The organism is Rathayibacter sp. PhB127 (assembly GCF_003751665.1).
Taxonomy (GTDB): Bacteria; Actinomycetota; Actinomycetes; order Actinomycetales; family Microbacteriaceae; genus Rathayibacter; species Rathayibacter festucae.
This window is the reverse complement of sequence record NZ_RKHW01000001.1, coordinates 1,211,907-1,223,936: the sequence shown is the minus strand read 5'-3', so window position 1 is coordinate 1,223,936 and position 12,030 is coordinate 1,211,907. Positions and strand designations below refer to the sequence as shown.

The following is a 12,030-nucleotide window of genomic DNA, read 5'->3' as shown; positions in this document are numbered from 1 at the left end:
CCTAGCGGCGTCGCTCGCTGATGTGGAACCCGACGAGGATGTCGCGCTGGATGCCGAACATCTCGCGCTCCTCCTCGGGCTCCGCGTGGTCGAAGCCGAGCAGGTGCAGCAGCCCGTGGGCCGTGAGCAGCAGCAGCTCGTCGAGCACGGAGTGGCCGGCGGCCTCGGCCTGGCTCTGCGCCACCTGCGGGCAGAGCACGATGTCGCCGAGCAGGCCGGCCGGGGTCGGCTCGTCCTCGGTGCCGGGCCGCAGCTCGTCCATCGGGAAGCTCAGCACGTCGGTCGGGCCGGGCTCGTCCATCCACTGCACGTGCAGCTGCTCCATCGCGCCCTCGTCGACCAGCACGATCGCGAGCTCGGCGTCGGGGTGCACGTGCATCGAGTCGAGCGCGTAGCCCGCGAGGCGCAGCAGAGTCGCCTCGTCCACGGGGATGCTCGACTCGTTGTTGATCTCGATGCTCACGGGGTGCGGTGTTCCTTCGATAGGGAGGGGCTCGGCGGGAGGCGGTGGTACGGCGTTCAGGCGCGCGGGCGCTTGGGCTGAGCGTCGCCGGTCGAGCGGGTGGCCGCCCGGCGCTCGGCGCGGGCCGCGAACTCGCGGGCCTGCTCGCGCTCGAAGCTCTGCGCCTGCTTCTGCTGGTCGTACTCGGTGTACGCGTCGACGATCCGGCCGACGAGGCTGTGGCGGACCACGTCCTCGCTGGTCAGCCGCGCGAAGTGGATGTCGTCGATGTCGTCCAGCACCCGGGTCACCAGGCGGAGTCCGCTGGAGCCGGCGGGGAGGTCGACCTGGGTGATGTCGCCCGTGATCACCATCTTCGAGCCGAAGCCGAGCCGGGTGAGGAACATCTTCATCTGCTCCGGCGTCGTGTTCTGCGCCTCGTCGAGCACGACGAACGAGGAGTTCAGCGTGCGACCGCGCATGTAGGCCAGCGGAGCGACCTCGATCGTGCCCGCCGCGAGCAGCTTCGGCACGATCTCCGGGTCCATCATCTCGTTCAGCGCGTCGTAAAGCGGGCGCAGGTACGGGTCGATCTTGTCGGTGAGCGAGCCGGGCAGGTAGCCCAGCCGCTCCCCCGCCTCGACCGCGGGGCGCGTGAGGATGATCCGCTCGACCTCCTTGCGCTGCAGGGCCTGCACCGCCTTGGCCATCGCGAGGTAGGTCTTGCCGGTGCCGGCAGGCCCGATCCCGAAGACGATCGTGTTCTGGTCGACGGCGTCGACGTACTCGCGCTGCCCGAGGGTCTTGGGGCGGATGCTCTTCCCGCGCGCCGTGAGGATCGCCTGGCCGAACGCGTCCGCGGGACGCACCGGCCCGCCGTTCTCGAGGATGCGCGCGGACTCGCGCACGCCCTCCGGGTCGAGGTCGTGGCCGCCTGCCGTCATGAGCACCAGTTCTTCCACCAGCCGCGCCGCGGCGGCGACAGGGGTGCCCTCGCCGTCGAGGGTCACCTCGTTGCCGCGCACGTGCACCCGGACGTCGGGGAATCGCGATTCGACCGCCCGGATGAGGCGGTCCTGAGGTCCGAGGAGGCGCACCATGGCGATTCCGTCGACGGCGATGACGCGATGCGTCCCGCCGGTGGCCCGGTCCGCGTCGCTCTGCGGGACCGTCGGCTCCGTCGATTCGGTTCGAGTGAGGTTCTGGTCCGCGGAGCGATCGCCCGCGTGATCAACCGGTGGCAAGGGAGCCTTCCGTCAGGTGGGCGCCCAGGACGTGGGCGTGGACGTGGAACACGGTCTGACCGGCCTCTTCGCCGGAGTTGAAGACGAGGCGGAACTGGCCGTTGCTGTGCGCGTCGGCCAGGGTCTGCGCGACGACGGCCATCTCGGCGAGGAGCTCCGGATCGCCCGCGGCGAGCTCGGCGACGTTCGCGTACTCGGGGGTCTTCGGGAAGATCAGCAGGTGGACGGGCGCCTTCGGCGCGATGTCCTGGATCGCGAGGATCCGCTCGTTCTCGAACACCACGTCGGCGGGGATCTCGCCGCGGACGATGCGCGTGAAGACAGTGGGCTCGGTCATGCATCCATCTTAAACGGCGAGGCGACCCGGGCGGGGGCGCGTTCGCCCAGGGCGCGCGGATCGGCAGGGATCACCAGCGGCCGAGACGGGCCGAGAGCACGGCGATCGCGGCCGGGCCGGCGGTCGAGGTGCGCAGGACGGAGTCGCCGAGCGCGACGGCCTCGGCCCCCGCGTCGGCGAGCGCGCGCAGCTCCTCCGCCGCGATGCCGCCCTCGGGTCCGACGACGAGCACGAGGTCGCGCCCGTCCGGCTCGATCGCGGTGAGCCGCTCCTCGGCCGAGGGCTCGAGCACGAGGACGCGCGCCGTCGCGGCCCGCTCCACGAGCGCGCGGAGGCCGACCACCGCCGACACCTCCGGCACGCGGGCGCGGAGCGACTGCTTGCTCGCCTCGCGGACGATGCTGCGCCAGCGCTCGCGGCCCTTCTCCTCCTTGACGCCCGACCAGCGCGAGACGCTGCGGGCGGCCTGCCACGGCACGACCTCGTCCACGCCGAGCTCGGTCGCGGCCTGGATCGCCAGCTCGTCGCGGTCGCCCTTCGCGAGCGCCTGCACGAGCACGAGGCGCGGACTCGGCGCGGGCACCTCCTCGACCGACTCGACCGCGAGGACGACACGCGACGGCTCCGCGCTCCCGACGACGGCGATCGCCACCCTGCCGCGACCGTCGCCGACGCGGACGCTCTCGCCCGCACGGATCCGGCTGACGGTCGCGAGGTGGCGCGCCTCCGCGCCCGAGAGCTCCAGCCGGCCGCCGGCGACGAAGTCCCCGGAGTCGAGCGACTCGTCGATGTAGTGGTGCGCCACGCCGGATCCGGTCAGCCCAGGAAGCGGTCGCGGAGCTTGGAGAAGAGCCCCTGCTGGAAGTGCGTGAGGGCCGGCTTCTGCGGCTTGTAGTGCTTGGCGAACTCCTGCACCAGCTCGCGCTCGCGGTGCCCCAGCTTGGTGGGAGTGACGACCTGGATGCCCACGCGGAGGTCGCCGCGGCCGTTGCCGCGCAGCTTGGTGACGCCGCGGCCCTTGATCGTGACGATCTCGGTGCTCTGCGTGCCCGGCTTGACCTCGATCTCGATGTCGCCGTCGAGCGCCGCGAGGGTCGTCGTCGAGCCGAGGATCGCGTCCGTCATCTGCACCTCGAGGGTGCAGAGCAGGTCGTCGCCGTTGCGGCTGAAGATGTCGTGGTGCTTGACCTTGATCTCGAGGTAGAGGTCGCCGCTCGGGCCGCCGGCCGGGCCGACCTCGCCGCTGCCGGGCATCTGCAGGCGCAGGCCCGTGTCGACGCCCGCGGGGACGTCGACGGGGATGGTCCGGCGCGCGCGCACGCGGCCCTGGCCCTGGCAGGTGGAGCACGGAGTGGCGATGACGGTGCCGTAGCCGCGGCAGGTGCCGCAGGGGCTGGCGGTCATCACGTTGCCGAGCAGCGAGCGGACGGTGCGCTGGATCTGGCCGGAGCCGTGGCAGATGTCGCAGGTGACCGGCGAGGTGCCCGGCTGGCAGCACGAGCCCTGGCAGGTCTCGCAGAGCACGGCCGTGTCGACCTCGAGGTCGCGGTGGGTGCCGAAGATGACCTCGTCGAGCGAGACCTCGACGCGCAGCAGCGCGTCCTGGCCGCGCTCCCGGCGCGACCGCGGGCCGCGCGAGGAGCCCTGCGCGCCCTGGCCGAAGAACGTCTCGAAGATGTCGCCGAACCCGCCGAAGCCCTGCCCGCCGCCGCCGGGGAAGCCGTCCTGCGGGCCGCGGTCGTACTGCTGGCGCTGCTGGGCGTCGCTCAGGACGTCGTAGGCGTGCGTGACGAGCTTGAACCGCTCCGACGCGTCCGCACTCGGGTTGACGTCGGGGTGCAGCTCGCGTGCGAGCCGGCGGTACGCCTTCTTGATCTCGTCGGCGGAGGCGTCTCGGTCGACGCCGAGGACTTCGTAGTGATCGGCCACAGGGGGCTTCGTCCTTCGTTCGTGGGTCGGTGCGCCGGGCACGGCGGACCTGTCGGGAGCCGGGGGTGTCCGGCGAGGGTCTGGGAGCGGGTCATTCCTCGCCGAGGAGGCGGGAGAGGTAGCGGGCGACGGCGCGGACCGCCGCGATGTTGCCGGAGTAGTCCATCCTGATCGGTCCGAGGACCCCCAGGCGCGAGACCTGGCCGCCGGCCGTGTTGTAGCCACTGGTCAGCACGGAGGTCTCCTGCAGGCCGAACGGCGCGTTCTCGCGGCCGATGCGGACCGAGATGCCGCGCGGGTCCGGCGTCATCTCGGCGAAGAGGCGCAGCAGCTCGACCTGCTCCTCGATCGCCTCGAGAACGGGGTAGATGCTGCCCGAGAAGTCCTCCTCGGTGCGCACCAGGTTCGCGGCGCCCGCCATCACCAGGCGGTCCTGCCGGTTCGCGCCGACCTGCTCGAGCAGCGTCTGCACGACCGGGTCGACGACGGCGCGGCGCTCGGGGCTGAACTGCTCGGTCGCGCTCTGCAGCGTCTCCGCCGCGGCGGCGAGGCCGAGCCCGAGGACGGCGGTGTTGAGCTTCGCCCGGATCTCGCCGAGCAGCAGCTCGTCGACGTCCTCGGGCGTCTCGAGCACGCGCTGGTCGACGCGGCCGGTGTCGGTGATCAGCACCGACAGCAGCCGGCGCGGGGCGAGGGCGACCAGCTCGACGTGCCGGATGCGCGCGGCCCCGAAGGACGGGTACTGCACGAGCGCGACGCTGTTGGTGAGCTGCGAGAGCAGGCGGACCGTGCGGACGAGCACCTCGTCGAGGTCGGGGCTCTGGCCGAGGAAGGTCTCGATCGCCTGCCGCTGCGCCGCGGTCAGCGGGCGCAGGTCGGTCAGCTGGTCGACGAAGAGGCGGTAGCCCTTGTCGGTGGGGACGCGGCCGGAGGAGGTGTGCGGGGCCGCGATCAGCTCCTCCTCCTCGAGCTGCGCCATCTCGTTGCGGATGGTCGCCGCGGACACGCCGAACGCGTGGCGCTCGACGATCGACTTGGAGCCCACCGGCTCGCGGTTCGCGACGTAGTCCTGCACGATCACGCGCAGGACCTGGAGACCGCGCTCCGTCACCATACGACCGACCTCCCGCCGGACTCCGGGTGCCTCGCGGCACGACCACCTCGGCGCCGTGGCGCCGCGCGGAGCTTGGCACTCCGCGAGATTGAGTGCCAATCATAACCGCGCAGGAGGAAGGAGGGCGGGGCTTGCCCCGGATCGCCTCCCGGTGCGGCTGCGTCTCTGCCACGATGGACGCCGAGCGCCCGGGGTCGCCCGACGCGCCGATTCCTGAGACGGAGATCACCATGTCGGCCACCCCGCCACCGCCGCCCGCCTACTCGACGCCCGCGCCGCCGCTGAACCCGGCCGACGAGAAGACCTGGGCGATCGTCACCCACATCACGGGCATCTTCTTCAGCTTCATCCCGTCGCTGATCGTCTACCTCGTCTTCAAGGGCCGCGGGCCCTTCCTCGAGGCGCACGCGAAGACGGCGCTGAACTTCCACCTCACGACCCTGATCGCCTACGTCGCCGGGACGATCCTGAGCTTCGTGCTCGTCGGCTTCATCGTGTTCATCGTGGTGCCGATCCTCGTGATCGTCTTCGCGATCATCGCCTCGGTGCGCGCCAGCGCCGGCGAGTACTACACGTACCCGCTGAGCATCCCCTTCTTCAAGTAGAGACCGAGCGGGATCTCGATACGCCCGCTCCGCGGGCTACTCGATCAGCATGAAGGGAAGCAGCCGCCGCAGGCGCAGCCACATGCTGGTCGAGCAGCCGCCGCAGGCGGCGTATCGAGACCCACGTCCCTCGGAGGGTGGATCTCGACACGTCCGCCCTGCGGGCTGCTCGATCAGCATGGAGCGGTCCGGCTCAGCCGTCCGTCAGGCGGCGGACGACCGCGTCGGCCAGCAGCCGGCCGTGCAGGGTCAGCACGAGGCGCCCGCCGAGGGCCGCCGGGCCGTCGACGAGTCCATCGGCGATCAGCCCCGCGACCTCGCGGCGCCGTTCCGGGTCGATCGCGTCGATCGGCAGCCCGTCCGCCAGGCGCGAGCGCAGCAGCACGTCCTCCACCCGGCGCGTCGCCGCGTCCAGCGTCTCGCGGCCGGCGGCGGGCGACGAGCCGGAGTGCAGCCGCTCCGCGTAGGCCGCCGGGTGCTTCACGTTCCACCAGCGCACCCCGCCGACGTGACTGTGGGCACCGGGCCCGACGCCCCACCAGTCGTGGCCGAGCCAGTAGGACAGGTTGTGCCGCGACCGGTGCGCGTCGTCGCGCGCCCAGTTGCTGACCTCGTACCAGGAGTAGCCGGCCGCGGCGAGCCGCGCGTCGGCCAGCTCGTACATGTCCGCGGTCAGGTCGTCGTCCGGAGTCTCCACGTCGCCCCGGCGGATCTGCCGCGCGAGCTTCGTGCCGTCCTCGACGATCAGCGCGTACGCCGAGAGGTGATCGGGCCGGTTGGCCAGCGCCGAGTCGAGCGAGCGCTCCCAGTCGGCCAGCGACTCCCCCGGCGTCCCGTAGATCAGATCGAGGCTGACCTGCAGCCCCGCCTCGCGCGCCCACTCGACGACGAGCGGCACGCGCTCGGGATCGTGGGTGCGCTCGAGCGTCGCGAGCACGTGCGGCACGGCCGACTGCATCCCGAAGCTGACCCGCGTGAACCCGGCGTCGGCCAGCTCACGGAGGTAGGCGGCGTCCACCGAGTCGGGGTTCGCCTCCGTCGTCATCTCGGCACCGTCGGCCACGCCGAAGTGCCGGCGGAGCCCGTCGAGCATGCGCACCAGATCGCGGGCCGGCAGGAGCGTCGGAGTCCCGCCGCCGAAGAACACGGTCGCCGCGGGACGCCGCGGCAGACCCGCGGCGGCCAGCACGCCCTCGCCGAGCGCCATCTCGACGATCGCCTCGTCGGCGTAGTCCTGCTGCTTCGCACCGCGCAGCTCGGTCGCGGTGTAGGTGTTGAAGTCGCAGTAGCCGCAGCGCACCCGGCAGAACGGGACGTGCACGTAGAGCCCGAGGTCGCGGGTCTCCACGCCGTCGGCGACGGAGGCCGGCAGGAGTCCGTCGAGCGGCGCCGGGTCGGCGAGCGGGAGGGCGCTGCCCACGTCAGCTGACGCGCGCCGGCAGCAGCGCGCGCAGGTACTTCTTGACCTGCCGCTTCTGCACGACCCGGAGGACGGGGGTGCCGAGGCGGTAGAGAGCGGTGGAGGGCCGCGAGAACACGCGGATGACGAGCCAGACGGAGTCGTCGGCGCGCTTCTCGACCACGAAGGACTCCTCGCCGCTCTCCGGGTGGCCCTCGAGGGTGCCGTAGGCGAAGCCGACCTGATCGGGCTCGTCCACGACGTAGACGACCCGCACGGGAGCGTTCACCGTCCGGCCGAGCAGCGTGATCTTGAGCACGGCCGTCACGCCGGCGGTGATGTAGGGCGTCCCGTCCGCCGAGAACTGCTCCTCGGTCGGGCGGCTGGCGAGGTCGATCGGGGTGCCGGCGGAGTCGAAGTTGACGCCGGTGTACTGCACGCCGCTGCCGGCGGTGATGTCGGTGACGGCGATGCCGCTGCCGCGCTGCACGCCCCACGTCATCAGCGACGCGGTCGTGATCGCGAAGCGCTCGGCCCCCGAGCCCAGGCGCGCCTCGAACCGCTCGGCGGTGAAGCCGTCCGGCGGGTACTCGAGCAGGTCCGGCGCGAGCGTGCCGCCGACCGCCGCGTAGGTGACCTGCGGCTGCCCCTCGAAGCTCGAGCGCCGGACGCTCACTTCTTGTCCTTCGTCTCGACGTCACCACTCAGGGCGGCGATGAACGCCTCCTGCGGGACCTCGACGCGGCCGACCATCTTCATGCGCTTCTTGCCCTCCTTCTGCTTCTCGAGCAGTTTGCGCTTGCGGGTGATGTCACCGCCATAGCACTTGGCGAGGACGTCCTTCCGCATCGCGCTGATCGACTCGCGCGCGATGATGCGGGCGCCGATCGCGGCCTGGATGGGCACCTCGAACTGCTGGCGCGGGATCAGCTTGCGCAGCCGCCCCGTCATCAGCACGCCGTAGGCGTAGGCCTTGTCGCGGTGGACGATCGCGCTGAACGCGTCGACCTGCTCGCCCTGCAGCAGGATGTCGACCTTCACCAGGTCGGCCTCCTGGTCGCCGGCGGGCTCGTAGTCGAGCGAGGCGTAGCCGGCCGTCTTCGACTTGAGGTTGTCGAAGAAGTCGAAGACGATCTCGCCGAGGGGCATGTGGTAGCGGATCTCGACGCGGTCCTCGCCGAGGTACTCCATGCCGATCAGCGTGCCGCGGCGGCTCTGGCAGAGCTCCATGATCGTGCCGACGTAGTCCTTCGGCGCGAGGATCGCCGCCCGGACGATCGGCTCGGTGACGCTGGCGATCTTGCCGACCGGGAACTCGCTCGGGTTGGTGACCGTGACGGTGCTCTTGTCGTCGGTGGTCACCTCGTAGATGACGGACGGCGCCGTGGTGATCAGGTCGAGGCCGAACTCGCGGTCGAGCCGCTCGGTGACGATCTCGAGGTGCAGCAGGCCCAGGAAGCCGCAGCGGAAGCCGAAGCCGAGCGCGACCGAGGTCTCGGGCTCGTAGACGAGTGCCGCGTCGGAGAGCTTGAGCTTGTCCAGTGCCTCGCGGAGATCCGGGTAGTCACTGCCGTCGATCGGGTAGAGACCGGAGAACACCATCGGCAGCGGCTCGGTGTAGCCGGGCAGCGCCTCGGTGGCGGGCTTGGACGCGGTGGTGACGGTGTCGCCGACCTTCGACTGGCGGACGTCCTTCACGCCGGTGATCAGGTAGCCGACCTCACCCACGCCGAGGCCCTTGGTGGAGACGGGCTCGGGGCTGGAGACGCCGATCTCGAGGATCTCGTGCGTCGCGCGCGTCGACATCATCTGGATCTTCTCGCGCGGCGAGAGCTGGCCGTCGATCATCCGGACGTAGGTGACGACGCCGCGGTAGGAGTCGTAGACGGAGTCGAAGATCATCGCGCGAGCGGGAGCGTTCTTGTCGCCGACCGGCGCGGGCACCAGCTCGGTGACGCGGTCGAGCAGCGCCTCGACGCCGACCCCGGTCTTGCCGGAGACGCGGAGGACGTCGGCCGGGTCGCCGCCGATGAGGCTCGCGAGCTCGGCCGCGTACTTCTCCGGGTCGGCCGCGGGGAGATCGATCTTGTTGAGGACCGGGATGATCGCCAGGTCGTTCTCGAGCGCGAGGTAGAGGTTCGCGAGGGTCTGCGCCTCGATGCCCTGCGCGGCGTCGACCAGCAGGATCGCGCCCTCGCAGGCGGCGAGCGAGCGGCTGACCTCGTAGGAGAAGTCGACGTGGCCGGGGGTGTCGATCATGTTCAGCGCGAACGTCTGTCCGTCGCGCTCCCACGGCATGCGCACGGCCTGCGACTTGATCGTGATGCCGCGCTCGCGCTCGATGTCCATCCGATCGAGGTACTGCGCGCGCATCGCGCGGTCCTCGACCACGCCCGTGATCCCGAGCATGCGATCGGCGAGCGTCGACTTGCCGTGATCGATGTGGGCGATGATGCAGAAGTTGCGGATGGACGCCGGATCGGTCGCGGCGGGCTCGAGCCCGAGGTGTGCACGTGGAGACATCGTGCGTCCAGTGTCCCACGGCCGGGGTGCGGCGGCGGGCGAGGGGCCGGGACCGGTCGGATGCGGGGCAGAACATCAGCTGTGGAGGGGACTCGTCGCCGATCGGCGACGAGCGCGGCTCTCCGCCGATGTTCTGCGGCATTCCCCGCTAGAGGTCGAGTCCGTAGGTGCGCGTGGGCTCGATCCCGGGCGGGTTCTCGCGCTCGGGGAGCCGCACGAAGCCCATGCTCTCGTAGAGGGCGTGCGCGGCGAGCATGTCGGTGCCGCTGTTCATGACCACGCGCTGGAGTCCCCGCTCGACGGCGAGCATCACCACGAACTCGGTGAGCAGACGGCCCAGCCCGCGACCGCGCGCCTCCGGAGCGACCGCGAGCAGCCGCCAGTCGAGCTCGCCCGGGCGGCCGAGGGAGTACAGGGCGGCGCCGGGAGCCGCGGTGGTGACGGTCGCGAGGATCGCGCCGTGCTCCTCCGCGACCCAGACCTCGCCCTCGCGGTCGTGCCGGGCGACGTCGGCGACGTCCGCCGCGTACTCCTCCCCCAGCTCGTAGTCGTGCGCGTAGGCGGCCAGGCGCAGGCGGGAGACCTCGGCGTACTCGTCGGGACGGACCCGGCGGACCAGGACGTTCTCGGCGCTCATGCGCTCGCCGCCGCGATCGGGGCCGGCAGTGCGCGGAGCCCGTGCTCGAGGTCGGCGGGGTCGGCCGCGAGGCAGACGCGGATCCAGCCCTCGCCGGTGCGCCCGAAGGCGCTGCCCGGCGCGACGGCGACGAGCGTTTCGAGCAGGAAGGACTCGGCCCACGAGGCGACGTCGCCGTCGCTCGCGTGCGAGACGTCGATCCACAGGTAGAAGGCGCCCTCGGGCTCGCGGAAGCGGAGGCCGCGCTCGTCGAGCAGCGCCGTCGCGAGCCGCAGGTTCGAGAGGTAGTGCGCGGCGGCGTCGACCACCGCGTCCTGCGGCCCGGTCAGTGCCGCGAGGGCCGCGCGCTGGTCGGGCGTCGCGACGCAGCTGATCGACGCCTCCTGGACGGTGACCATCGTCGAGGTCAGGCCGGGAGGGGTGACCAGGTAGCCGACGCGGACGCCGGTCATCGCGTAGGTCTTCGAGAGCGAGAAGACGCTGAAGACGCGGTCGTCGTCGTGACCGGCCTCCTGCGCGAGCGCGGCGAGGCTCACGTGCGGGCGGCCGTAGGTGAAGCACTCGTAAACCTCGTCGCTGATGATCCAGAGGTCGTGGCGGCGGGCGAAATCGAGCAGCCGCTCGAGCATCGGCCGCGGCAGGACGATGCCGAGCGGGTTCGAGGGGCTGTTCACGATGATCGCGCGGGTGCGGTCGGTGATGATCCGCTCGAGCTCGTCGAGATCGGGGAGGAAGCCGTTCTCGGCGCGCAGCGTGTACGGCACCGGGACGGCGCCGATCATCCGCGCGTTCATCGTGAAGGTGGTGTAGCCGGGGTCGGGCAGGAGCACCTCGTCATCCGGGCCGAGCGTCAGCGTCATGGCCTGGTAGAGCGCCTGCGTGGCGCCGACCGTCACCCAGACCTGCTCGACGTCGGCGCGGAACCCGTTGTCGCGGGCGAGCTTGGCGACGATCGCGCGCCGCAGCTCCATCAGGCCGCCGTTCGGGCCGTAGCCGGTGTCGTCCGCGGCCCAGGCGGCGCGGGCCGCCTCGATGATGTGCGGCGCGACGGCGACGTCGGGCTCCCCCACGGCGAGCAGCGTCACGCCGTCCAGGCGGAGGGCGATCTCGAACAGCCGGCGGATGCCCGAGGGCGGAACGGCGGGGATGTGATCGGCGAGTCGGGGCATCGCTGGTCAGGCTACTGGCGGGCTCCTCCCGCGAGATGCCACTTGCGTACGCCTCGCGCGGCGTGTCGCGTGCACAAGTGGCATCTCGCGGGAGGGGACGGGGCGTGGGCGGCGGGCGCGGCGCGGTTGAAGGGTGGCGGCGGGTGCGCTAAAGTTCCTTGTTGGCTTGCGCTCCACCATTGGCGTGTGTGGAGTGATTCAGAAGCCGGCGACCTCCAGTCGCACCGGGATGGCGTTTCCACGCCACCGGAAGGGGCACTCCGTCGAGTAGCCGGCTGCACACACATCCGAGAAGAAGGTAATAGACGTGGCAAACATCAAGTCGCAGATCAAGCGCAACCTCACCAACAAGAAGGCGAACGAGCGCAACAAGGCCGTCAAGAGCGAGCTGAAGACCGCCGTCCGCGCGGTGCACTCCGCCATCGCCGCCGGCGACACCGAGAAGGCCGCCACCGCGCTCGCCTTCGCCGCCAAGAAGCTCGACAAGGCCTCGAGCAAGGGCGTCATCCACAAGAACCAGGCCGCGAACCGCAAGTCGGCCATCGCGAAGCAGGTCGCCGCGCTGTAAGGCTGCGTCTCACTGCAACGACGAAGGGTCCGGCCTCTGGCCGGGCCCTTCGTCGTTTCCGCT

Annotated in this window: 13 protein-coding genes; 2 read left to right on the top strand and 11 right to left on the bottom strand. The window is 71.3% G+C overall.

Translation table 11 applies throughout. The features are described from left to right. Position 1: 1 nt before the first annotated feature. The 6 genes from ybeY to hrcA all read right to left on the bottom strand — a co-directional run bounded on the left by ybeY (position 2) and on the right by hrcA (position 5,066). Entirely contained in the window at positions 2 to 463 is a 462-nt protein-coding gene (gene ybeY / locus EDF22_RS05875; RefSeq protein ID WP_123445622.1) for an rRNA maturation RNase YbeY, read from the bottom strand. Between the two features lie 56 nt (positions 464 to 519). Then, complete coding sequence (locus tag EDF22_RS05870; protein WP_123704751.1) at positions 520 to 1,542, bottom strand: PhoH family protein; 1,023 nt, start codon at positions 1,540 to 1,542, stop codon at positions 520 to 522. Positions 1,543 to 1,672: 130 nt separating this feature from the next. Continuing rightward, positions 1,673 to 2,023: a histidine triad nucleotide-binding protein gene (locus tag EDF22_RS05865; RefSeq protein ID WP_123703098.1), complete on the bottom strand. Its 351-nt coding sequence runs from the start codon at positions 2,021 to 2,023 to the stop codon at positions 1,673 to 1,675. 70 nt (positions 2,024 to 2,093) lie between these two features. Beyond that, entirely contained in the window at positions 2,094 to 2,828 is a 735-nt protein-coding gene (locus EDF22_RS05860; protein WP_123703096.1) for a 16S rRNA (uracil(1498)-N(3))-methyltransferase, read from the bottom strand. A gap of 11 nt (positions 2,829 to 2,839) precedes the next feature. Beyond that, on the bottom strand, positions 2,840 to 3,952 hold the full coding sequence (dnaJ, locus tag EDF22_RS05855) for a molecular chaperone DnaJ (protein ID WP_123445619.1): 1,113 nt from the start codon (positions 3,950 to 3,952) through the stop codon (positions 2,840 to 2,842). A 91-nt stretch (positions 3,953 to 4,043) separates the two neighbouring features. Then, positions 4,044 to 5,066: a heat-inducible transcriptional repressor HrcA gene (gene hrcA, locus EDF22_RS05850; RefSeq protein ID WP_123445618.1), complete on the bottom strand. Its 1,023-nt coding sequence runs from the start codon at positions 5,064 to 5,066 to the stop codon at positions 4,044 to 4,046. Between the two features lie 230 nt (positions 5,067 to 5,296). Between hrcA and EDF22_RS05845 the strand changes: the two genes are divergently transcribed. Beyond that, positions 5,297 to 5,671, top strand: a complete 375-nt coding sequence (locus tag EDF22_RS05845) for a DUF4870 domain-containing protein (protein ID WP_123704749.1) — start codon at positions 5,297 to 5,299, stop codon at positions 5,669 to 5,671. 193 nt (positions 5,672 to 5,864) lie between these two features. Here the strand turns inward: EDF22_RS05845 and hemW are convergent, their stop codons facing one another. From hemW to EDF22_RS05820, 5 genes are all read right to left on the bottom strand, one after another. After that, positions 5,865 to 7,091, bottom strand: coding sequence for a radical SAM family heme chaperone HemW (hemW, locus tag EDF22_RS05840; RefSeq protein ID WP_123703094.1), 1,227 nt, complete (start codon positions 7,089 to 7,091; stop codon positions 5,865 to 5,867). A 1-nt stretch (position 7,092) separates the two neighbouring features. Next, positions 7,093 to 7,746: a DUF1990 family protein gene (locus tag EDF22_RS05835; protein WP_123445616.1), complete on the bottom strand. Its 654-nt coding sequence runs from the start codon at positions 7,744 to 7,746 to the stop codon at positions 7,093 to 7,095. Next, positions 7,743 to 9,593, bottom strand: coding sequence for a translation elongation factor 4 (lepA, locus tag EDF22_RS05830; RefSeq protein WP_123445615.1), 1,851 nt, complete (start codon positions 9,591 to 9,593; stop codon positions 7,743 to 7,745). The genes EDF22_RS05835 and lepA overlap by 4 nt, the downstream gene beginning before the upstream one ends. Positions 9,594 to 9,741: 148 nt before the next feature. Next, positions 9,742 to 10,230, bottom strand: coding sequence for a GNAT family N-acetyltransferase (locus EDF22_RS05825; RefSeq protein WP_123703092.1), 489 nt, complete (start codon positions 10,228 to 10,230; stop codon positions 9,742 to 9,744). Continuing rightward, positions 10,227 to 11,399: a pyridoxal phosphate-dependent aminotransferase gene (locus EDF22_RS05820; RefSeq protein ID WP_123703090.1), complete on the bottom strand. Its 1,173-nt coding sequence runs from the start codon at positions 11,397 to 11,399 to the stop codon at positions 10,227 to 10,229. The genes EDF22_RS05825 and EDF22_RS05820 overlap by 4 nt, the downstream gene beginning before the upstream one ends. A 307-nt stretch (positions 11,400 to 11,706) precedes the next feature. Here EDF22_RS05820 and rpsT point away from each other — a divergent pair, with 307 nt between their 5' ends. Beyond that, positions 11,707 to 11,967: a 30S ribosomal protein S20 gene (gene rpsT / locus EDF22_RS05815; protein WP_123445612.1), complete on the top strand. Its 261-nt coding sequence runs from the start codon at positions 11,707 to 11,709 to the stop codon at positions 11,965 to 11,967. Positions 11,968 to 12,030: the final 63 nt, after the last annotated feature.